The 20,847-nt window shown below is 69.5% G+C and carries 18 protein-coding genes and 1 tRNA gene; 8 read left to right on the plus strand and 11 right to left on the minus strand.

All coding sequences use genetic code 11. The annotated features are described in order from the left end of the window. Window positions 1–54: 54 nt before the first annotated feature. From CGUA_RS03935 to CGUA_RS03945, 3 genes are all read right to left on the minus strand, one after another. Window positions 55–975: a DUF1906 domain-containing protein gene (locus CGUA_RS03935; protein ID WP_290197792.1), complete on the minus strand. Its 921-nt coding sequence runs from the start codon at window positions 973–975 to the stop codon at window positions 55–57. A 104-nt stretch (window positions 976–1,079) separates the two neighbouring features. Beyond that, window positions 1,080–1,835, minus strand: coding sequence for a pyrimidine reductase family protein (locus tag CGUA_RS03940; protein WP_290197793.1), 756 nt, complete (start codon window positions 1,833–1,835; stop codon window positions 1,080–1,082). Between the two features lie 194 nt (window positions 1,836–2,029). Continuing rightward, window positions 2,030–2,102: transfer RNA gene (locus CGUA_RS03945), tRNA-Arg, on the minus strand. 97 nt (window positions 2,103–2,199) lie between these two features. On the opposite strand from CGUA_RS03945, the gene CGUA_RS03950 reads away from it, so the two are divergent. Then, a complete protein-coding gene (locus CGUA_RS03950; RefSeq protein WP_290197794.1) occupies window positions 2,200–2,502 on the plus strand; it encodes a cg0963 family protein in 303 nt (100 codons plus the stop codon). On the opposite strand, the gene CGUA_RS03955 is transcribed toward CGUA_RS03950, so the two are convergent. Genes CGUA_RS03955 through CGUA_RS03970 form a run of 4 tightly spaced genes read right to left on the minus strand, consistent with a single transcriptional unit; the run spans window position 2,499 to window position 4,925 of the window. After that, window positions 2,499–2,774, minus strand: coding sequence for a mycoredoxin (locus tag CGUA_RS03955; protein WP_290197795.1), 276 nt, complete (start codon window positions 2,772–2,774; stop codon window positions 2,499–2,501). The two genes, CGUA_RS03950 and CGUA_RS03955, sit on opposite strands and share 4 nt — an antisense overlap. Further along, on the minus strand, window positions 2,767–3,297 hold the full coding sequence (locus CGUA_RS03960) for a dihydrofolate reductase (protein ID WP_290197796.1): 531 nt from the start codon (window positions 3,295–3,297) through the stop codon (window positions 2,767–2,769). Before CGUA_RS03960 ends, CGUA_RS03955 begins: the two co-directional genes overlap by 8 nt. Further along, the gene (locus CGUA_RS03965) at window positions 3,297–4,106 is read right to left on the minus strand and encodes a thymidylate synthase (protein WP_290197797.1); all 810 of its coding nucleotides are present in this window, start codon (window positions 4,104–4,106) and stop codon (window positions 3,297–3,299) included. The genes CGUA_RS03960 and CGUA_RS03965 overlap by 1 nt, the downstream gene beginning before the upstream one ends. Window positions 4,107–4,160: 54 nt before the next feature. Beyond that, window positions 4,161–4,925 carry a 3'(2'),5'-bisphosphate nucleotidase CysQ gene (locus CGUA_RS03970; protein WP_290197798.1) on the minus strand — a complete coding sequence of 255 codons (765 nt, stop codon included), beginning with the start codon at window positions 4,923–4,925 and terminating at the stop codon, window positions 4,161–4,163. 35 nt (window positions 4,926–4,960) lie between these two features. On the opposite strand from CGUA_RS03970, the gene CGUA_RS03975 reads away from it, so the two are divergent. The 5 genes from CGUA_RS03975 to CGUA_RS04000 all read left to right on the plus strand — a co-directional run bounded on the left by CGUA_RS03975 (window position 4,961) and on the right by CGUA_RS04000 (window position 16,009). Then, window positions 4,961–9,724 (plus strand): ATP-dependent helicase, encoded by a 4,764-nt coding sequence (locus CGUA_RS03975; protein ID WP_290197799.1) that lies wholly within the window; start codon window positions 4,961–4,963, stop codon window positions 9,722–9,724. A 236-nt stretch (window positions 9,725–9,960) separates the two neighbouring features. Further along, window positions 9,961–12,081 carry a glucose PTS transporter subunit IIA gene (locus CGUA_RS03980; RefSeq protein WP_290197800.1) on the plus strand — a complete coding sequence of 707 codons (2,121 nt, stop codon included), beginning with the start codon at window positions 9,961–9,963 and terminating at the stop codon, window positions 12,079–12,081. 49 nt (window positions 12,082–12,130) lie between these two features. Beyond that, window positions 12,131–13,312, plus strand: coding sequence for an HPr family phosphocarrier protein (locus CGUA_RS03985; RefSeq protein ID WP_435383689.1), 1,182 nt, complete (start codon window positions 12,131–12,133; stop codon window positions 13,310–13,312). A 7-nt stretch (window positions 13,313–13,319) separates the two neighbouring features. Beyond that, window positions 13,320–15,008: a phosphoenolpyruvate--protein phosphotransferase gene (gene ptsP, locus CGUA_RS03995; RefSeq protein WP_290197801.1), complete on the plus strand. Its 1,689-nt coding sequence runs from the start codon at window positions 13,320–13,322 to the stop codon at window positions 15,006–15,008. A gap of 197 nt (window positions 15,009–15,205) precedes the next feature. Beyond that, window positions 15,206–16,009 (plus strand): DNA-formamidopyrimidine glycosylase family protein, encoded by an 804-nt coding sequence (locus CGUA_RS04000; RefSeq protein WP_290197802.1) that lies wholly within the window; start codon window positions 15,206–15,208, stop codon window positions 16,007–16,009. Between the two features lie 54 nt (window positions 16,010–16,063). On the opposite strand, the gene CGUA_RS04005 is transcribed toward CGUA_RS04000, so the two are convergent. Beyond that, window positions 16,064–16,735: a DedA family protein gene (locus tag CGUA_RS04005; protein ID WP_290197803.1), complete on the minus strand. Its 672-nt coding sequence runs from the start codon at window positions 16,733–16,735 to the stop codon at window positions 16,064–16,066. 206 nt (window positions 16,736–16,941) lie between these two features. On the opposite strand from CGUA_RS04005, the gene CGUA_RS04010 reads away from it, so the two are divergent. Then, window positions 16,942–17,355: a YccF domain-containing protein gene (locus tag CGUA_RS04010; protein WP_290197804.1), complete on the plus strand. Its 414-nt coding sequence runs from the start codon at window positions 16,942–16,944 to the stop codon at window positions 17,353–17,355. 151 nt (window positions 17,356–17,506) lie between these two features. Here CGUA_RS04010 and pgi read toward each other — a convergent pair whose 3' ends face one another. After that, on the minus strand, window positions 17,507–19,144 hold the full coding sequence (gene pgi / locus CGUA_RS04015) for a glucose-6-phosphate isomerase (protein WP_290197805.1): 1,638 nt from the start codon (window positions 19,142–19,144) through the stop codon (window positions 17,507–17,509). Window positions 19,145–19,298: 154 nt separating this feature from the next. Here pgi and CGUA_RS04020 point away from each other — a divergent pair, with 154 nt between their 5' ends. Beyond that, window positions 19,299–19,616, plus strand: coding sequence for an antibiotic biosynthesis monooxygenase family protein (locus CGUA_RS04020; RefSeq protein ID WP_290197806.1), 318 nt, complete (start codon window positions 19,299–19,301; stop codon window positions 19,614–19,616). Window positions 19,617–19,699: 83 nt separating this feature from the next. Here the strand turns inward: CGUA_RS04020 and CGUA_RS04025 are convergent, their stop codons facing one another. Beyond that, complete coding sequence (locus tag CGUA_RS04025; protein WP_290197807.1) at window positions 19,700–20,452, minus strand: hypothetical protein; 753 nt, start codon at window positions 20,450–20,452, stop codon at window positions 19,700–19,702. A 4-nt stretch (window positions 20,453–20,456) separates the two neighbouring features. Continuing rightward, a complete protein-coding gene (locus CGUA_RS04030; RefSeq protein WP_290198309.1) occupies window positions 20,457–20,750 on the minus strand; it encodes a chorismate mutase in 294 nt (97 codons plus the stop codon). Window positions 20,751–20,847: the final 97 nt, after the last annotated feature.

A 20,847-nucleotide genomic window follows, 5' to 3' on the forward strand; every position in this document is an offset into this window, starting at 1 on the left:
GCAGAAGAACCCTGCCACCTCGCGGTGCAGGGTTCGTGCTGTCAGTGACGGGGATCAGGGGAGCAGGCGCAGGACGTCCTGGGTGAGGTCACTGAAGCGCTGCAGGTCCGCGGAGCTGACGGAGGAGCCGTTGACGTTCAGCTCCGGGATGGTGGAGCCGGTGGCCGGTACGCCGGGGATGGACGGCGCGGACGGGGAGGAAGGCAGCGGGGCGCCGGACTGCCCCGGCTTCCACTGGCCCCAGTCCTGGGCGTAGACGTTGTTGATGTCGATGCCGATGCCGTCGATCTTGTCCTTGTCGATGCGGATCTGGTGGAGGGTGACGCGGGGGTGGATCATGCCGTTGGAACCCCAGTTGTGCTGCCAGAAGAAGGAACCCAGGCCGTCGGCGATGGCCCAGTCGATGGTGTTGTAGTTGCCGTAGATGCCCATCGAGTAGCCGGCGGCGGTCAGGGCGACGCTGAAGGCCTGCAGGTACGGGCGGATCTGGTTGTCGTACTGCCAGCGGGTCGGGTTGTCGTCGATGGCGACGTAGATCGGGCGGCCGGTCGGGCCGCCGGCGGCCTTGTGCAGGGAGATGGCCTGGGGCGCGTGGACGGCGGCGCCGGCGGCGCCCTGCTTCCAGTCGGCGGTCTCGGCCTTGCCGAACTGGTAGACCGAGGCGACCGACAGGCCGTGGTTGGCGAAGTCCTGGGTCTCGGGGAGCTTGACCGGCTTGCCGATCATCCACTCCGCGCCCGGGCGGGGGTAGGAGACGTAGCGCACGGCGCCGAGGTGACCGGCGGCCTTCACGGACGCGGCGGAGGGTACGCCCGCCGAGTAGTCGATGACGGTTCCCAGGATCCGTCCCTGCGCGTCGGCCTGCGGGGCGGTCCGGGCGGTGGCCAGGCCGACGGAGCCGGCGGCGATGGCGACGGCGGCCGCCTTGAGCAGGCCGCGGCGGGACAAGGACTCGGAGAGGGATTCGGTGGTCACAGGTTCCTCCTGCTTCGGGCACGGCGCTCGCTGAGCACAGGCCAGTAGTTGACTACGGTAACTGGGGTAACTCTAGTCACTCTAGTGGCCGGCCCGGCAGGTGGCTAGGGTTCAGACCCGGGCTCGGACTCGTAGCGCAGGAAGAGCGTGGAGTCCTCCAGCATCGCGTGCTTGAGCTCGAATGCGGTGATGCCCGCGCCCTCCGGGGTGACGGAGAGAGGGAAGCGATCGCCGCCCATCATCGGCGAGACCGTCACGCACAGCTCGTCGAGACGATCGGCCGCGACGATCTCACCAAGCCATGTCGGACCGCCTTCGCAGAGGACGACGCGGTGCCCGCGCTGTGCCAGGAGACGGAGGGCGATGGCCGGGTCGACCTCGTCCTCGCCGGCGACGATGACGTCGGCGACCCTTTCGGCGTCGGCAAGCCTGCCTGGGTCCGCGACGGCGTTGGTGATGATCAGCGTCGGCGCGTGCTCCGGCGCCTCAGTGAAGACCGGCAGCGACCAGTCGAACTCGAGACTGCGGCTGACGATCGCGATGGAGGGGGTCTCCGGCCTGCCCGCTTCCCGCCGCTGCGCACGCGCCTCGGCCGACAGTGCCACCGGGTGGTACCCCTCGCGCCGCACGGTCTCGGCACCGACGAGCACGACGTCGGCGATCTGCCGGAGCCGCACGAACAACTTCTGGTCCGGGCGGGTGGACAACGGGCCGACGCGCCCGCCGACGGCGGAGGTGCCGTCGAGCCCGGCCACCATGTGCCCGGTGACCCAGCACTCGTGCCGGGGCTGGGAACGGTCGACCGCCAGGTACGGGGCGAGCGGGTCAGGGACGTCAGCGCCTAGTTCGAGGTTCCTCATACTCCTACGCTACGCGCTTCGGAGCGGGGGAGGGGAGGGTTCCGGATGGCCCTTTCGTCAGGGGTGACGAGTCCCGCGGGGAGGGGTCGCCGCAGGCCCATGGCGGACGCCCGAACGCTGAAAGTCGGGCGTTGACCCGGAAAATAGAAAATCCCACGGCACCGGACGGAACGATGTCGTGAGACTTCACAACGCGCCCCAGAGAGGAATCGAACCTCCGACACCGGCTTTAGGAGAGCCGTGCTCTATCCACTGAGCTACTGGGGCAGTCAGGAAATGAGGGTACCCGACCATGGCTCACAGGTGGAATTGGCCTATGGTTGACGCTGTTCACTTAGTCCGCCAAAACGAAAGGGCTGGCGCCATGCCGGAGCAGCACCCCGTCGAAAAGCACGTCCCCACCTTCATCGATGTCCAGCGGCGCGTGGTTTTCGCCGACATGGTGACCAAGGACGGCGTCCCGGTCCTTTCCGTGGAGAAGGAGGTGCCGGGCGGTTCCTCCAAGCGCATTCTGCTGCTGAACAAGGTCGACGCCCAGGCCGCCATCCGTGCGCTGGAGAACTACCTCAAGCACGTCTACTCCCAGGAACTGGCCGGCGTCCAGGCATCTCTGAGCCCGGCCGACATGGTCGAGCTCTTCGGGCTGGACGAGGAGGACGAGGACTAGCGCTGGCTGGTCAATTCCCCGTAGCGGTCGCGGACCTTCACCGCCGGGGGATTCGTCTGATAGGTGCCGTCGGAGTAGAGCACGGTCGGCACCACGCGGTTGCCGCCGTTGACGGACTTGACCCACTCGCCTGCCTCGGGGTTCTCGTCCACGTCGACGACGTTGTAGGGGGTGTCCGTGGCGTCGAGTCCGGCCCTGAGGCGGTGGCAGTAGCCGCAGGTGGTGGTCGCGAAGATCGTCACCGGGGCAGAAGTGGTGGGGAGATCAGTCATTGCTGGTCCTCTCAAAACGCAGGAATTTGTAGCGGACGGGCCCTTCGGGGGCGCCGTCGACGATGAAACGGCCCTTCTCGCTGGTCCGCCACTCGCTTTCGGAGACCAGGCGCAGGTCGGCGGGAAGTTCGGGGGCGCGCACGGCGCGGTCCCCGAGCAGGTGGCCGATCTCGGCGTCGACAAGCGTCAGCTCCACGACGTCGACGACACCGATGGCTCCAGCGTAGAGCCCTGCACCGCCCATGATCCAGGCGTCGTCGTGGCCGAGTTCCGCGGGGGAGGTGACGGTGGTGGCGCCGGCGCACCAGGCGCCCGGCTCGGTGGTGCACACGATGGTGTTCTCGCGCCCGGGCAGCGGGCGGACCTTCTCGGGCAGCGACAGCCACGTGTGGCGGCCCATGATCACCGGGAAGCCCATCGTCGTGGCCTTGAAGTGGGCCAGATCCTCGGGGATGTGCCAGGGCATGGCCTCGCCGTCGCCGATGACCCGGTCGAGGGACTGGGCCCAGATCGCGCCGAGCACTAGACCGACACCCGCGCCTTGATCGCCGGGTGCGGGTCATAGCCGAGGACCTCGACGTCGTCGAAGGTGTAGTCGAAGATCGAGGCGGCCTTGTTCAGCTTGAGCTGCGGGTAGGGGCGCGGTTCGCGGGAGAGCTGCTCCGTGACCTGCTCGACGTGGTCGTTGTAGATGTGGCAGTCGCCGCCTGTCCAGATCAGCTCGCCGACCTCGAGACCGGCCTGCTGGGCGAACATGTGCGCCAGCAGGGCGTAGGAGGCGATGTTGAAGGGCACGCCCAGGAACATGTCGGCCGAGCGCTGGTAGACCTGCAGGCTCAGCTTCCCGTCGACCACGTAGAGCTGGAAGAGCAGGTGGCAGGGCAGCAGCGCCATCTTGTCCAGTTCACTGACGTTCCACGCGGAGACGAGGTTGCGGCGGGAGTCCGGGTTGTTGACCAGCGTGTCCAGGGCGCCCTGGATCTGGTCGACGTGGCTTCCGTCCGGGGTCGGCCAGGAACGCCACTGCACGCCGTAGACCGGGCCGAGTTCCCCGTCCTCGTCGGCCCACTCGTTCCAGATGCGGATGTCGTTGTCCTGGAGCCACTTGACGTTGGAATCGCCCTGCAGGAACCACAGCAGCTCGCCGACGACGCCCTTGAGGTAGACCTTTTTGGTGGTCAGCAGGGGGAAAGAATCCGAGAGATCGTAGCGCAGCTGACGGCCGAAGACGCTGCGGGTGCCGGTGCCGGTTCGGTCGCCCTTGGCGGCGCCGTTGTCCAGAATGTCGCGGAGGAGGTCCTCGTAGGGGGTGTTGATCGAGCTCGCAGTCATGGGCCCTACCTTAGGCGGTTAAAAACCGCCCAAGCAATAAAGCCGAAGAGGAACCTAGACCGTGAACGACCCGTGCTCGTCAAGGTAGTCCGAGGCGTGGGAGAGCAGCTCGTCGGCGAGCTCCGGGCGGCAGATCAGCAGATCCGGGATGTAGGTGTCCGCGTTGTTGTAGGTCAGCTTCTCGCCGGTGAGGCGGGAGGCGTGCAGACCCGAGGCGAGGGCGACGCCGACCGGGGCGGCCTGGTCCCATTCGTACTGGCCGCCCGCGTGGATGTAGGCGTCATGGTCGCCGAGGAGCACGTGCATGGCCTTCGCGCCGGCGGAGCCGACGCCGTCGATCTCGTAGCCCATGCGCTCGGCGATGAACTGGCCGACCTTCGGCGCCCGGTTGCGGGAGAGGACGAGCTTGTTGGAGTACGGGCCCTCGACGTGCTGGGAGCTGGAGGTGGAGAAGACCACGCCCAGGTCCGGCAGCCCCACGGAGGCGTGCACCGGTTCGCCGTCGATGACCAGGGCGATGTGCACCGCCCAGTCCTGGCGGCCGGTCGCGAATTCCTTGGTGCCGTCCAGGGGGTCGATGATCCAGACGCGGTCCTTGTTGAGTCGCTCGGGGTTGTCGGCCATCTCCTCGGAGAGGAAACCGTCCTCCGGACGGTGCTGCGCCAGGACCCGGGCAATCCAGTTCTGGGCGAGGTCGTCACCGGCGTCACCGAGGTTGCGCCCCTGCAGGACGCCGACCCCGCGGATGCCCTTGAGAATCTCGCCGGTTCCCTGGGCGATGAGGTCGGTCAATCGTGCGTCGGACAGCTGTGTGCTCATGTGGTCAAGAGTAGCCCGAGCGCTACGCTTGACGCATGGTCAACGACATTCTCTCCCGTTTCCGACCCCAGGTAGCCACCTGGTTCCGGGAGGTGTTCGCCGCGCCGACCGCCGTGCAGGAGCAGGCGTGGCGCGCGATCTCCGAGGACGAGCACGCCCTGGTCGTCGCCCCGACCGGTTCGGGAAAGACGCTGGCGGCCTTCTTCTGGGCGCTGGATTCGCTGGTGGCCCGCGCCGAGGAGGGGCAGACCTCCCTGGCGCTGGACCCGCTGCCGGGCGCGGGCCCCGACACGGTGGCGCGGGAGGGCGTCAAGGTCCTCTACATCTCCCCGCTCAAGGCCCTGGGCGTCGACGTGGAGAACAATCTGCGGGCCCCGCTGGCGGGCATCGCGCGGGTCGCCCAGCGGCAGGGGCTGCCGGTCCCGGACGTCACGGTGGGCGTGCGCTCGGGTGACACCCCGCAGGCCGAGCGCACCCGCCAGGTCCGGCGTCCCCCCGACATCCTCATCACCACCCCGGAGTCGCTGTACCTCATGCTGACCAGCAAGGCGGCAAGCATCCTGTCGAGCGTGGACACGGTCATCATCGACGAGATTCACGCGCTGGCCGGTTCCAAGCGCGGCGTTCACCTGGCGCTGTCGCTGGAGCGGCTGGCGAAGCTGGCCGGCGATCCGCAGCGCATCGGCCTGTCCGCCACGGTCCGGCCGCTGGAGACGGTCGCGCACTATCTCGGTGGCGACCGACCGGTCGAGATCGTCGCGCCGCCGGGGGAGAAGCGCTGGCAGCTCGACGTCCACGTCCCGGTCGAGGACATGAGCGACCTGCCGATCCCGGAGGAGGGCTCGACCATCGGGGAGGCGGTCGTCGACGATCCGCTCGGCCTGAGCGGGCCCGCCCTGACCGAGGAGTCCGCCCTCCCGCAGCAGAAGTCGATCTGGCCCTTCATCGAGACCGAGCTCTACGACGAGATCATGGCGCACCGCTCCACGCTGGTCTTCGTCAATTCCCGGCGTACCGCGGAACGGCTGACCAGCCGGCTCAACGAGATCTGGGCCGAGCGCAACGATCCGGAGCAGCTCTCGGCCCCGCTGCGCCGCGACCCCGCGCAGCTGATGAAGTCGACCGACGTCGCGGGCACCGCGGCCCCGGTGATCGCGCGCGCCCACCACGGCTCGGTGTCCAAGGACGAGCGGGCCCAGACCGAGACCATGCTCAAGCAGGGGCAGCTGCGTGCGGTCGTCGCCACCAGTTCGCTGGAGCTGGGCATCGACATGGGCGCCATCGAGCTGGTCGTGCAGGTCGAGTCTCCGCCGAGCGTGGCCAGCGGCCTGCAGCGCGTCGGCCGCGCCGGGCACACCGTCGGCGCGGTGTCGGAGGGCTCCTTCTACCCGAAGCACCGATCCGACCTGGGCCAGACCGCCGTCGTCGTCCAGCGCATGACCCGGGGAGCGATCGAGGAGCTGCACGTCCCGGACAACCCGCTCGACGTGCTCACCCAGCAGATCGTCGCCGCCGTCGCGGTGGCCGACTGGGACGTCGACGACCTCTACGCGGTGGTGCGCCGCGCCTGGCCCTACCGCGACCTCGACCGGGATGTCTTCGACTCGGTCGTCGACATGGTCAGCGGCTCCTACCCCTCGACCGATTTCGCGGAGCTGCGGCCGCGTGTCGTCTACGACCGCGTGACGGGCGCCCTCTCCGCCCGGCCCGGCGCGCAGCGGGTGGCGGTCACCAACGCCGGCACCATCCCCGACCGCGGCATGTTCGGGGTTTTCCTGGTCGGCTCCTCCTCCCCGGGCTCCGGTGACGGAGGAACCGGAGCCCCACGGCGCGTCGGCGAGCTCGACGAGGAGATGGTCTACGAGTCGCGCGTCGGCGACGTCTTCACCCTCGGCGCCTCCTCGTGGCGCATCGAGAACATCACCCGCGACCAGGTGCAGGTCACCCCGGCGCCGGGTCACACCGGCCGCCTGCCCTTCTGGTCGGGCGACGGCCTGGGCCGGCCCTATGAGCTGGGCCGGGCGCTGGGCGCTTTTCGACGCGAGGTCCACGCCGATCCCGCCCGGGCGGACAACCTCGGGCTCGACGAGAAGGCCCGCGGAAACCTCCTGGCCTACCTGGCCGAGCAGCACGAGTCGACCGGTGTCGTCCCCGACGAGAAGACCCTTGTGCTGGAGCGTTTCCGCGATGAGCTGGGGGACTGGCGCGTCGTCCTGCACACGCCCTTCGGCAAGGGCGTCAACGCCGCCTGGGCGCTGGCGGTGGGCGCGCAGGTCGCCGAGCACACCGGCATGGACGCCCAGGCGGTGGCCGGCGACGACGGCATCGTCCTGCGACTGCCCGAGGCCGACGCTGAGCCGGACGCCTCACTCTTTCTCGTCGATCCCGACGACATCGAGGCCATCGTCACCGAGCAGGTCGGCGGCTCGGCGCTCTTCGCCTCCCGCTTCCGTGAGTGCGCCGCCCGCGCGCTGCTGCTGCCGAGGCGCAACCCCGGCAAGCGCGCCCCGCTGTGGCAGCAGCGGCAACGCGCCGAGCAGCTGCTCGACGTCGCCCGCAAGTACCCCTCCTTCCCGATCATCCTGGAGACGGTCCGGGAGTGCCTGCGTGACGTCTACGACCTGCCGGCGCTGGTGGAGGTGCTGACCGACCTGCGCACCCGCCGGACCCGCATCGCCGAGGTCACCACCGACCAGCCCAGTCCCTTTTCCTCGAGCCTGCTGTTCAACTACACCGGCGCCTTCATGTACGAGGGCGACAGCCCGCTCGCCGAGAAGCGGGCAGCGGCCCTGGCCCTGGACCCGGAGCTGCTGGCCAAGCTGCTCGGCACCGTGGAATTGCGCGATCTCCTGGACCCCGAGATCATCGCCGAGGTCCATGCCCAGCTGCGCCGCACCGGTGACCGGGCCGCGCGCACCAGCGAAGAACTGGCCGACGTGCTGCGAATGATCGGCCCGGTGCCCGTCGATGAACTGCCCGAGCACGTGACTTTCGCGGATCCGCTGGCCGTCGCGCTGGCCAACCTCGACGGCCGCGTGATGCAGGTCCGCATCGGCGGCGCCCCGCACCTGGCGCAGATCCAGGACGCCCCGCTCCTGCGCGACGGCCTCGGCGTTCCCGTCCCGCCCGGGGTGCCCGCGCAGGTGGAGACCGTCACCGACGCCCTCGAGCAGCTCGCCGGGCGGTGGACGCGCACCCGCGGCCCGTTCACCGCCTCCGCGCTGGCCGGCGCCTTCGGGCTCGGCGCGGGCGCGGCGCACAGCCTGCTGCGCACCCTGGTCGAGCAGGGCCGGGTGGTCGAGGGACGCTACCGGCAGGGCGTCGAGGAGACGGAGTACGTCGCCGGTGAGGTCCTCAAGATCATCCGCTCCCGTTCCCTCGCCGCCGCCCGCGCCCAGGCGCGCCCGGTCTCGCAGACCGCCTACGCCCGCTTCCTGCCGGACTGGCAGCAGGTGGCTGCGGTCGGGGAGCGGGGCGTGCTGCGCGGCGTCGACGGCACCTTCGCCGCCATCGAGCAGCTCGCCGGGGTGCGCCTGCCGGCCAGCGCGTGGGAGTCGATGGTCCTGCCCGCGCGCGTCGGCGACTACAGCCCGGTCCACCTCGACGAGCTGACCGCCACCGGTGAGGTCACCATCGTCGGGGCGGGCAAGGCCGCCGCCAACGACCCGTGGATTACGCTGCTGCCGGCCGATTACGCCCCCGACCTGCTCGACGACCCCGAACGCGAGGGACTCACGATGACGCAGGAGTCCGTCCTCGCCGTCCTGGAGCGCGGGGGCGGCTTCCTGGCCACCGGGCTTCTCGACGTCGGCGTGCCCGCCACCCCGGATGAGCTGCGCGAGGCCCTGTGGGGCCTGGTCGAGGCGGGGCTGGTCTCCCCGGACGGCTACCAGGCGGTGCGCGCCCGGTTGGCGGGCGGCTCCGGGGCCCACAAGGTCAAGCGCCGGCCGCAGCGTTCCCGCCTGCGAATGGGGCGCGCCGGAATCCCGCACCAGCAGACCGCCCCCGACCTCACCGGCCGGTGGGCCCTGACCCCGCGGGCCTCGAGCGACGCCACCCGGCGATCGCTGATCCGCGGCGAGACCTGGCTCGACCGCTACGGTGTGCTGACCCGGGGCAGCGTCGTCGCCGAGGACGTCGTCGGCGGCTTCGCCCTGGCCTACAAGGTGCTCAGCGGCTTCGAGGCGTCCGGCCGGGCCATGCGCGGTTACTTCATCGAGTCCCTCGGTGCCGCGCAGTTCTCCACCTCCGCGGTCATCGACCGGTTGCGCACCCACGCCGATTCCCCCGACGTCCAGGGCTGGCCCTCGGGCACCAGGGAACCGGCCACCTACGTCCTGGCGGCCGCGGATCCGGCCAACCCCTACGGCGCCGCGCTGGCCTGGCCGGAGCAGGGTCCCTCCCGCGCTGCGGGTGCCCTGGTCGTGCTCGTCGACGGCCTGCTGCTCGCTCACAGCACCCGCGGCGGGCGGCGCCTGAGTACCTTCTTCGACTCCCTGCCCGGGGGCGTGGAAGAGGACGCCGACCAGCTGCTGGGCCGGGTCGTCGAGGCCCTCACCCGGGTGGTGGCCTCGGGAGCGATGAAGCCCATGACCGTCGAGAAGATCAACGGCGAGAGCGTTTTCGACTCCGGCCTGGTCGAGGCCCTGCGCGAGGCCGGGGCGGCGCTGACCCCGAAGGGGGTGCGGATCGGTGGACGGGCGGCGTCGGCAAGCGGCGCTGCGCGCCGGGCCCAGGACGCGCCGCGGCGCGGGCGCAGCGTCAGTGAGGCGCTGGAAGAGCTCAGTTTCGACGACTGATAAGTGTCTGCCGTCACGGATCTTGTGGAATGTGACCGCAGTGCGCTAGGGTCATCTTCAGCACAACTTCAGGGTTGTTACTCCCACGGCGAACGCCGGAGGTGAGGCAAGACCTGGAGGGCACCGATCACGCCCATGCCCACGCATGGCCCGGTACCCTCCGGGTCTTTTCGCATTTCCGGCCCGCCGACGGGTGTGGCAGCCACCCCATCACCGCACAGGAAGGAGGGCGGGTCATGGCCCCCATCACGCATGATCAGACCTCTCAGGCCATCCTCGACAATCTGGGTGGTCCCGACAACGTCACCTCACTGACCCACTGCGCGACCCGGCTGCGCACCGAGGTCGCCAACCCCGACCTCGTCAATGACCAGGCCATCGAGTCGCTGCCCGGCGTCATGGGCGTCATGCGCCAGGGCGGCAACCGCGTCCAGGTCATCATCGGCGGTGGCGTGGAATCCACCTACAACGCCATCACCAACCTCCCGGACTGGCGCAACCGCTCCGATGCGCGCGGCCAGAGCGACCAGGACGTCAAGGACGCCGTCCGGGCCCGGGCCAAGGGCAGGTACTCCTGGGTCGACAACTTCTTCGAGTACCTCTCCGACTCCTTCCGCCCGATCCTCGGCGTGCTGCTCGGCGCATCGCTGATCATCGCCTTCTCCGCCATCCTCGACGCCTTCGGCGTCGTCGACTTCCGCGCCGAGGACAAGTCCGCCAGCTGGGTCTTCGTCGACGCGATGTGGCGAAGCGTCTTCTACTTCCTGCCGATCATGGTCGCCTACAACGCCGCCAAGAAGCTGCGCGTCGACCCCTGGCTCGGCGCCGCCGTCATGGGCGCGCTCATGACCCCGGAGTTCATGAGCCTGTCGGACACCGAGCGCTTCGCCGAGGCCGTGTGCACCGTCAACGAGACCCTCGGCACCGAGTCCTGCGCCACCACCGTCTTCGGCGTGCCGATGCAGCTCAACGACTACTCCGGACAGGTGTTCGTGCCGCTGATCATGGTCGCCGTCCTCGCGCTGCTCTATCACGCGCTGAAGAAGGTCTTCCCGGCGAACGTCCAGATGGTCTTCGTTCCCTTCGTCTCCCTGCTGGTCATGATCCCGCTCACCGCCTTCCTCATCGGCCCGCTCGGCGTGTGGCTGGGCAACGGCATCGGCGACGGACTGGCCTGGATGAACTCCAACGCGCCGTTCATCTTCGCGCTGCTCATCCCGATGCTCTACCCCTTCCTCGTCCCGCTGGGCCTGCACTGGCCGCTCAACGCCCTGATGCTCATCAACATCCAGACCCTGGGCTACGACTTCATCCAGGGCCCGATGGGCGCCTGGAACGCCGCCTGCTTCGGCGCCACCGCTGCTGTCCTGCTCATCTCCCTGCGGGAGAAGGACCTCATCATGCGCCAGACCTCCTCCGGCGCCCTGGCGGCGGGCCTGCTGGGCGGCATCTCCGAGCCCTCGCTCTACGGCATCCACCTGCGCTTCAAGCGCATTTACCCGCGCATGCTCGTCGGCTGCTTCACCGGCGGCCTGGCCATCGCCATCCTGGGCACCCCCTACGAGGGCGTCAAGACCTCCGCCTTCGTGTTCTCCTCCATCTTCACCATCCCGGTCTTCGACCCGATGTGGGTCTACGCCCTGGCCTACCTCATCGCCTTCACCACCGCCCTGGCCGCGGTCTACTTCTCCGACTACCGCACCGCCGAGCAGCGGGCCGAGGCCGCCGCGCTGCGTGAGCTCGCCGATGAGCGGGTCATCGAGGCCGCCGAGTCCGGCGCCACCGCCGTCCCGGCCGCCCATCCGGAGCCCGTCACCCCGGCGGCCCCGACGGCGGGCGCCGCAACCTCGGCCAGCGCCGCCGGCACCGCCACCGCCGTCCTGGAGGCCCCGACGACCCGGGTGCTCGCACCCGTCGACGGGCACGTGGTCGACCTGTCCGAGGTCGACGACAAGGTCTTCTCCGGTGGCACGCTGGGCAGGGGAGTGGGCATCGTGCCCACCGCCGCGGCCGGCACCGTCACCGTCGCGGCCCCCGTCAGCGGCGTGCTGCGTACCGTCGCCGACACCGGCCACGCCTACGGCATCAAGACCGACGACGGCGTCGAGGTCCTCGTCCACATCGGCATCGACACTGTCGGCCTCGAGGGACGCGGTTTCGAGTCGAAGGTGAGCAAGAAGCAGCGCGTCAGCGCCGGCGACCCCCTGGCCACCGTCGACTTCAGCGTCATCCGCGAGGCCGGGCTCGACGCCACCACGATGCTCACCGTCACCAACACCAGGTCCCTGACCTCGGTGGAACCGGTGACCGGCGGGGACGTCATCGCGGGCGAGGCGGTGATCCACGTAGAAAAGTAGGTACCGGAAGCACCACTGACCAACACCGAAACCAGAAGGGAGGCCGGCGATGAGCGGCACACAGATACTCCGGGTGTTCAACAACAACGTCGTCCTGGCCCAGGACCGCCGCGGCGAGGTCATCCTCACCGGGCGCGGCCTCGGATTCCAGGCCCGGCCGGGGGACGCCGTCGACGAGTCGAAGGTGGTGCGCACCTTCGTGCCCACCGACGGCCGCGACCCGGACCACCTGGCCGAGCTCATCGCCGGTATCCCGATCGAATACGTCGAACTGGTCACCAACGCGGTGGCCCGGGCCGGCCTCGGCGCCACCGCCCTGTCCAGCCCCACGCTGATCATGGCGCTGGCCGACCACGTCCACTTCGCCGTCCAGCGCGCCGGCCGCGACGAGCACATCGAATACCCCCTGCTCGCCGAAGTCCGCACCCTCTACACCGACGAGTATCTGCAGGCGCAGGTGATGCTCGAGTACATCAACAGCCGCCTCGTCGCCAACGCCCACGAGGTCCTCCCGGACCATGAGGCGGTGGCCCTGACGCTGCACCTGGTCAACGCCGGCTTCTCCAGCGGGGACCTCTCCTTCACCTACACCATGACCGGCGTACTCCATCAGCTGATCAGCACCGTGGAGGCCGACTTCGGCGTCACCCTCGACCCCTCGGGCGTCAGCGTCGGGCGATTCATCACCCACCTGCGCTACCTCTTCGTCCGCATTCGCCAGCACGAGCAGCTCGAGGACGGCCACTCCGAGATCGGCGCCGCCATCCGCCGGGCGCACCCGGAGGCCTTCCGCACCGCCCGCCGCCTGGCCGCCGTGCTCGAGCTGCGCCTGGGGGCGACCCTCAACGACGACGAAGTCTCCTACCTGACCCTCCACGTCGGACGCATCGTCTCGGCCGCCCGCGCGGTCCAGACGTCACCGACCCCGGAAAACACCGACACCCCCTCCCGAAAGGACACCACCATGATTTCCCGCACCGCCACCATCGGCTCCTCCGTCGGCCTGCACGCCCGCCCGGCCTCCCTCTTCGTTCAGGCGGTCGAGGACACCGGCCTCGAGATTCTCCTCAGCTTCGGCGACGAGGAGGTCGACGCCGACTCCGTCCTCGAGGTCATGACCCTGGGCGCCAAGCACGGTGATGTCGTCACCCTCTCCTGCGAGGACGATTCCGCGGCTGCCGCCCTCGACGAGCTCGCCGCCATGCTCGAGCGCGACCTGGACAAGGAGTAAGGCATTCATGTCCATCCATGAGGAACTGACCGGCATCGGCGTCTCCGTCGGCGTGGCCACCGCCCCGGTCGCCCGCATCCAGGCCGCCCCGGGCGTCGACCCCACCGAACCGAAGTCAACCGACCCGGTCGCCGACGCCGAGCGGGTGCGCGCGGCCATGCAGGCCGTCTCCGACGATCTGCTCGCCCGCGCCGCCGAGGCCAACGACACCGGCCGCCAGGTGCTCGAGGCCACCGCACAGATGGCCAAGGACAAGGGCCTGCTCAAGACCGTCACCAAGAAACTCAAGACGGGCAGCGGCGTCACCCAGGCCGTCCACGACGCGGCCGAGCAGTACGCCGGCCTGCTGGCGGGCCTCGGCGGCTACATGGCCGAGCGCGTCACCGACCTCTACGACGTGCGCGACCGCACCATCAGCCAGCTGCGCGGACTACCCATGCCGGGTGTGCCGCGGCTCGAGGAACCGACCATCATCGTCGCCGCCGACCTCGCCCCGGCCGAGACCGCCCAGCTGGACCCGGCCAAGGTCGCCGGCATCGTCACCTCCGCCGGCGGGGCCACCAGCCACACCGCGATTCTCGCCGCCCAGCTCGGCATTCCCGCCGTCGTCCGCGTCCAGGGCGCGCTCGGCATCGCCCCGGGCACCCGCGTCGCCATCGACGGCGGCGCGGGACGGGTCATCATCAACCCGGTCGATGCCGATATCGAGCAGCTGGTGGAGCGCCAGCGCCGCCGCGACGAGGTCATCGCCCGGGCCACCGGCCGGGGCGCGACCGCCGACGGACGTCACGTCCAGCTGCTGGTCAACATCGGTTCCGCTGAGGACGCCGCCCACGCGGCCACCACCGACGCCGAGGGCACGGGTCTGTTCCGCACCGAGTTCGTCTTCCTGGACACGATCACCGCCCCGACCGTCGAGGAGCAGACCCGCATCTACTCCCGGGTCCTGGACAGCTTCGGCGCCGGCAAGGTCGTCGTGCGCACCCTCGACGCCGGCGCCGACAAGCAGCTGCCCTTCGCCCAGCACCACGACGAGGACAACCCCGCCCTCGGCATCCGCGGCCTGCGCCTGACCATGGAACGCCAGGAGCTCATGGACAGCCAGCTCGACGCCCTCGCTGCCGCGTGGGAGGCCACCGGGCGCCGGGCCGACCTGCAGGTCATGGCCCCCATGGTCGCCACCGTCGAGGAGGCCCGCTGGTTCGCCGGGCAGGTCCGCGCCCGCGGGCTGCCGAAGGTCGGCGTCATGGTCGAGGTTCCGGCCGCGGCCCTGCGCGCCGACCGCGTTCTGCGGGAGGTCGACTTCGCCTCCATCGGCACCAACGACCTGGCCCAGTACACGATGGCCGCCGACCGCATGCAGGGGGCGCTGGCCCCACTTCTCGACGCCTGGCAGCCGGCCCTGCTCGAACTGGTCCGGGCCACCTGCCGCGGCGGCGCGGCCACCGACGCCCCGGTCGGAGTCTGCGGTGAGGCCGGCGGCGACCCGCTGCTGGCCCTGGTCCTGGTCGGTCTGGGCGTGCATTCCCTGTCGATGGCCGCGGGCAAGATCCCGGCCGTGCGCGCGGCGCTGAGCCTGCATGACCTGGCCACCTGCCAGGCGATGGCGGCCGCGGCCCTCGACGCCGACACCGCCGCCGAAGCCAGGGAGGCGGTGCTGGCGCTGGCGGATCCCTCGGTGCAGGACCTGCTGTAGTCAGAAAATTGACGGCGCCCGGTTACACTCGCTCTCTATGACTGCTACCGCCGGGCGTTGTCTCATCCACTGGGTCGTCGCGGGTACGAGCCGGGTGGCCGGCCCCGTCGTTCGCGTGCGCCCCGCACCACGGACGGAGACCGCCAGGCGGCCCGCGACGCCGCCGACCGGGTCATCCGCGAACTGGACCGACGCCCATGCCCGAAGGTGATTCCGTCCTGCAGCTGGCCAACCGGCTCCAGTTCATGACCGGCCGCGAGGTCCTGCACACCTCTCTGCGGGTGCCGAGCGTGGCGACGGTGCGTTTCGACGGCGCCGTCTGCGAAGCCGTGTGGCCCTACGGCAAGCACCTGTTCATGCAGTTCGGTGACGCCGTCCTCCACACGCACCTGAAGATGGAGGGCACCTGGGCGATGCACCTGGCGGGTGACCGCTGGCGCAAACCCGGCCACACCGCCCGAGTCGTCCTGCGGCTGGAGGGGGCGCCGCACCCGCGTCCCATCGAGGTCGTCGGCCACGAGCTCGGACTCGTCGAGGTTTTCCGGGCCCGGGAGTACCAGGAGAGGATCGGCTATCTCGGCCCGGACATTCTCGCCGGGGACTGGGAGACCGCGGGTCGCGCGGAGGCCAGGAGCCGGATCCTCGCCCGGCCCGACCGGGAGATCGGCCGCGCCCTGCTGGACCAGAAGAACCTCGCCGGCGTCGGCAACGAGTATCGAGCCGAGATCTGCTTCCTCGCCGGCGTCCACCCGGCGCGGCCGGTGCGTGACACCGACGTCGACGAGATTCTGGCCATCTCCCGGCGCATCATGTGGGCCAACCGGAACTCGCCCATCCGCGTGACCACCGGGGTGCGTCGGGCCGGTGAGAACGCCTATGTCTTCGGACGCAACCGCCGCCCGTGCCGACGCTGCGGGACGCTGATCGAGAAGGACTTTCTCGGCGGCGGCGAGGACCTGGAACGGGTCATCTGGTGGTGCCCGCACTGCCAGCCGGCCTAAGCGGAAACGCAACGGGCCCCGCACAGCTGTGCGGGGCCCGGGTGCTTCAGGAGGTTAACGGTAGGGCTTCTCCTCGATGACGGTCGTGGTGCCCTGGTCGGCGGCCGCCCGGGCCCGCTTGTTGGTGATCTCACGGCGGATCAGCCAGCCGAAGACGAGGACGAGGATGAGCGCGAGGAGGATGTAGACCACCGTGGAGTACTGGTCGACGTAGACGGCGACCTGGTCCCAGGCGTCGCCGAGCCACATGCCCAGACCGATGAGGATGGCGTTCCAGATACCGGATCCCAGCAGGGTCCACGCCGAGAACTTCACGACGTTCATGCGGTCGATGCCCGCCGGGATGGAGATCAGCGAACGCACGCCGGGGACGAGGCGGCCGAAGAACACGGAGGCCGGGCCGTACTTGTCGAACCAGCTCAGCGCCCGGTCCACATCCTCACCCTCGACCAGCCACATCCAGTCGGCGATGCGGCGCAGTCGCGCGGCACCGACCGCCGCACCGACCCAGTAGAGCAGCAGCGCGCCGACCCAGGCGCCGATCGTTGCCCAGATGTAGGTGGGCCAGAAGCTCAGGCTGCCCTGGGTGATGGTGAAGCCCGCCAGGGGCAGGACGACCTCGGAGGGGATGGGCGGGAAGAGGTTCTCCAGCAGGATCGCGATGCCGACGCCGGGCGCTCCCATCAATTCCATCAGGGAGACGACCCAATTGACAATGGCATCCATGCGACGAACCTTTCGATCTTTCCGGGGACGGGTGCCCTGTCCCGAGGGGAGGGGAGGACCCGTGAAGTCTGGGGGACATTTTGCCGTACTTTCCCACCCGGGGCCTATTCGACAGGCGTGGAATCCACTGCCAGTTGACTGGGCGTTGTTATCCCCGGCAACCGGGGCAGCCGGGCGCGACGGGATTGTCCGTTAATCTCGGGGCCATGAATCTCCTCCTCAACGTCATTTGGGTCGTGTTCGGCGGCTGGCTTCTGGCGATCGGCTATTTCCTCTTTGGGCTCCTCGCCTGCCTGCTTGTCGTCACCATCCCCGCCGGGGTCGCCAGCTTCCGCATGGCCAGCTTCGCCTTCTGGCCCTTCGGCCGCTCCGTCGTCCAGCCGGTCGGCGGCACCGGCGGGTTCTCGGTGGTCGGCAATGTCATCTGGTTTCTCGTCGCCGGACTGTGGCTGGCCATCGGTCACGTCACCACCGCCGCCGCCCAGGCAGTCACCGTCGTCGGCATCCCGCTGGCCCTCGCCAACATCCGCATGATCCCGGTAACCTGCTTCCCCTTCGGCCGGCGCATCGTCGCCACCGGCCGCGTCCCCGCCGGGTGGGAGCCGATGGTCAGGATGTAGCAGCCGACGTCGGCGAGCGGGATATCAGCCCTCGGCCTTTGACAGCACAGAACTGTTCGCCCGTGGCCTGGGACCCGACGCCTTCGACGGGTGTCGGCCGGGCACGCGAAAGCCCCGCGACCCGGAGGAGGTCACGGGGCGCTCGGCGTGCTTAGCGGTGGGCGCGGTACCAGCCGATGAGCTCGTCGGTGGAGGAGTCACCGGTGTCGGCCGGGGCCTCGCCGGAGACGGCGGCGGCCAGATCGTTGGCCTGCTGCTTGCCCAGCTCCACGCCCCACTGGTCGAAGGAGTTGACGTCCCAGATGACGCCCTCGGTGAAGACGATGTGCTCGTAGAGGGCGATCAGCGCGCCGAGCGCGTGCGGGGTCAGCTCCTTTGCCAGGATGGTGGTGGTCGGGCGGTTGCCGGGCATGACCTTGTGCGGGGCGAGCTCCTCGGAGACGCCTTCGGCGGTGATCTCCTCGAGGGTCTTGCCGAAGGCCAGGACCTTGGTCTGCGCGAAGAAGTTGCCCATCAGCAGGTCGTGCATGGAGCCCTCCCCGGAGGCGGTCGGCAGGTCCTGCTTGGGGGCGGCGAAACCGATGAAGTCGGCGGGCACCATCTTCGTGCCCTGGTGCATCAACTGGTAGAAGGCGTGCTGGCCGTTGGTGCCCGGCTCGCCCCAGTAGATCTGGCCCGTGTCGTAGGTGACCTGCGAGCCGTCGTGGCGCACGGACTTGCCGTTGGATTCCATGGTCAGCTGCTGCAGGTAGGCCGGGAAGCGGCCCAGATCCTGGGAGTAGGGGAGCACGGCGTGGGTCTGGGCACCGTGGAAATTGTTGTACCAGACGTTGAGCAGCGCCATCAGGACCGGGACGTTCTCGTGGAGGTCGGCGGTGCGGAAGTGGACGTCCATCTCGTGGAAGCCCTGGAGGAAACGCATGAAGTCCTGCGGGCCGATGACCGACATCAGCGAGAGCCCGACTGCGGCGTCGACGGAGTAGCGGCCGCCGACCCACTCCCAGAACCCGAACATGTTCTTGGTGTCGATACCGAACTCGGCGACCTTCTCCGCGTTGGTGGACACCGCGACGAAGTGCTTGGCCACGGCGGCCTCGTCGCCGCCGAACTTCTCCAGCAGCCAGCGCTTGGCGGCGTGGGCGTTGGAGAGGGTCTCCTGGGTGGTGAAGGTCTTGGAGGAGACGATGAACAGGGTCGACTCCGGGTTGAGCGTGTCGAGGACGGCGGTCATGTCGGCCGGGTCGACGTTGGAGACGAACTCCGCGGTGATACCGGCGGTGGCGTAGGTGCGCAGGGCGCGGGTGGCCATGGCCGGGCCGAGGTCGGAGCCGCCGATGCCGATGTTGACGACCTTCTTGATGGTGCGGCCGGAGTGTCCCAGCCACTCGCCGGAGCGCAGCGCGGAGGCGAAGTCGCGCATGCGGCCGAGGACCTCGTGCACGTCGGCGGCGACGTCCTGGCCGTCGACGACGAGATCGTCCTCGACCGGCAGGCGCAGCGCGGTGTGGAGGACCGCGCGGTCCTCGGTGTTGTTGATGTGCCCGCCGGTGAACATCGCCTCGGTGGCCTCGTCCAGGCCGGCCTTCTCGGCCAGGGCCACGAGGGCGTCGACGATCTCGTCGTCCACCAGGTTCTTGGAGAGGTCGACGTGCAGGCCGGCGGCGTCGAAGGTGTAGCTGGAGGCGCGGCAGGAGTCGTCAGCGAAGAGCTGGCGCAGAGAGACGTCCTTCTTGGCCGCGAAGAGGTCCGAGAGTGTCTTCCATTCCTGGGTGGCGGTGATGTCCGGCATTGGCTGTGGCTCCTTGTGACAGGGGAACGTTCCGTAATTGAGATCACCAACGGTAATCCTCTGATTACAAATGTAGTAAAAACCGCGTCATCGTGTGCCGTGTCACGCTGGAGATTTCGCCCTCCCCGCGTCACTTCTGGCTAGGCTGGCCGGCATGAGCATCGTCAAGATCAACGCCATCACCGTTCCCGAGGGCGCCGGCACCACCCTGGAGGAGCGCTTCCAGGCCCGCAAGCACGCCATCGACGCCCAGCCCGGTTTCGAGGGCTTCCAGCTGCTGCGCCCGGTCAAGGGCGAGGAGCGCTACTTCGTCGTCACCCGCTGGGCCGACCAGGAGTCCTACGACGCCTGGTGGCAGGGTCAGGGTCAGGGCGCCCACGCCCAGAAGGACGGCGACGCCCCGCGCAAGCCGGTCTCGGACAAGGCGGAGCTGATGGAGTTCGAGGTCGTCCTGGACTCCACCGAGCAGTAGCACCCGCCCGGGTCGGTGGCTTTTCCGCCCGCCCGGACGGCAATGCGCACACGTGTGCGCGATTCGGGCAGGAATCCGGGATGCTAGGTCAGACGCTCGGCGGTGAAGACCGCCGGGCGTTCGTCAGTTCCACTCAGCGTCAGCGGCGCGCCCGCATGCTTGACGACGCTGGCCTGCCGCAGCCGCCGCCGGCCCAGCGGATAATCCACGTGGCGCGAGGCGCCCTCGAGCAGCAGCTCCGACTGGCGCAGCACCATCGGCCCGAAAACCTGCGTGAAGACGGAGTCACGCGGATCGACCTCGGAGATCTCCCCGTAGTGGAGCACCCGGAGGTTCTTCGTCAACGCCTCCACCTCCGTCGCCGGGTCCGCGTCCTGTGACACCAGCGCATAGGTGGTCACCAGCCAGGTGCCCTCGGTCAGGGTCGGCGGGAGCTGCTCCTCGACGTCGGCCGGGATGGGATCCAGCGAGGCCCACACTTCCGAGGCGGGCACCCGCTCGAGGTTGGCGGGGAAGGGGTCGGCCTCGTCGGCCTCGGCGAAAAGCATCCGCTCCATGAGGGCGTCGTCCTGCTCGTCGCCCAGGGCGGGGTCGACCTCGAGTATGCAGCTGATCTGGAACAGCTCCAGATCCCGGACCCGCTCGATCTCCTCGTAGACGGCGACGTCACGCAGCTCCCAGAGGGTGAAGGCGTCGTCACTGGGCTGGGCGCGGCGGTCGACGTGCACCACCCGGGCCAGGGCCGGGTCAATGCGTGCGATCCGCTCGGCGTACAGCGCCTCGGCGTCGGCGAGCTTTTCCGGATGAGCGACGAACTTGGTGATGTACTGCTCCACGGCGCTACCCCAGACGCCCGCGACCCAGGCGAAGCAGCACGTTGGCCAGGGTCGGACCCTCGTCGCCGAGCTCGTCGCGGAACTGGTTGATGATGGCGACCTCGCGGGTGTGCACCAGACGGGTGCCGCCCGAGCCCATGCGGGTTTTGCCGATGGCCTGGGACACCGTCGTGCGGCGCTTCACCGCGTCAAGGATGATGCGGTCCAGACGGTCGATCTCCTGGCGGTACTCCTGGATCTCGGCGTCGGAGAGGGGATCATCGGTGCCGGTCGGCGTGCGGACCTCAAACGCGTCCACGACGCGGGGTTCCCTTGGGTCTGCTTCCTCGTGGACGTCGCGGATGGTGTTGGGGTTCTGCTCGGCGTCGGTCATGCGGTCCATTCTGCCACGCCCC

Source organism: Corynebacterium guangdongense, assembly GCF_030408915.1.
GTDB classification, from domain to species: domain Bacteria; phylum Actinomycetota; class Actinomycetes; order Mycobacteriales; family Mycobacteriaceae; genus Corynebacterium; species Corynebacterium guangdongense.

Excerpts from the sequence above, each read along its gene's own strand:
- CGUA_RS03940 (WP_290197793.1), bottom strand. The coding sequence starts at position 1,835 with ATGAGGAACCTCGAACTAGGCGCTGACGTCCCTGACCCGCTCGCCCCG.
- CGUA_RS03950 (WP_290197794.1), top strand. The coding sequence starts at position 2,200 with ATGCCGGAGCAGCACCCCGTCGAAAAGCACGTCCCCACCTTCATCGAT.
- CGUA_RS03955 (WP_290197795.1), bottom strand. The coding sequence starts at position 2,774 with ATGACTGATCTCCCCACCACTTCTGCCCCGGTGACGATCTTCGCGACC.
- CGUA_RS03965 (WP_290197797.1), bottom strand. The coding sequence starts at position 4,106 with ATGACTGCGAGCTCGATCAACACCCCCTACGAGGACCTCCTCCGCGAC.
- CGUA_RS03970 (WP_290197798.1), bottom strand. The coding sequence starts at position 4,925 with ATGAGCACACAGCTGTCCGACGCACGATTGACCGACCTCATCGCCCAG.
- CGUA_RS03975 (WP_290197799.1), top strand. The coding sequence starts at position 4,961 with ATGGTCAACGACATTCTCTCCCGTTTCCGACCCCAGGTAGCCACCTGG.
- CGUA_RS03980 (WP_290197800.1), top strand. The coding sequence starts at position 9,961 with ATGGCCCCCATCACGCATGATCAGACCTCTCAGGCCATCCTCGACAAT.
- CGUA_RS03985 (WP_435383689.1), top strand. The coding sequence starts at position 12,131 with ATGAGCGGCACACAGATACTCCGGGTGTTCAACAACAACGTCGTCCTG.
- ptsP (WP_290197801.1), top strand. The coding sequence starts at position 13,320 with ATGTCCATCCATGAGGAACTGACCGGCATCGGCGTCTCCGTCGGCGTG.
- CGUA_RS04000 (WP_290197802.1), top strand. The coding sequence starts at position 15,206 with ATGCCCGAAGGTGATTCCGTCCTGCAGCTGGCCAACCGGCTCCAGTTC.
- CGUA_RS04005 (WP_290197803.1), bottom strand. The coding sequence starts at position 16,735 with ATGGATGCCATTGTCAATTGGGTCGTCTCCCTGATGGAATTGATGGGA.
- CGUA_RS04010 (WP_290197804.1), top strand. The coding sequence starts at position 16,942 with ATGAATCTCCTCCTCAACGTCATTTGGGTCGTGTTCGGCGGCTGGCTT.
- pgi (WP_290197805.1), bottom strand. The coding sequence starts at position 19,144 with ATGCCGGACATCACCGCCACCCAGGAATGGAAGACACTCTCGGACCTC.
- CGUA_RS04020 (WP_290197806.1), top strand. The coding sequence starts at position 19,299 with ATGAGCATCGTCAAGATCAACGCCATCACCGTTCCCGAGGGCGCCGGC.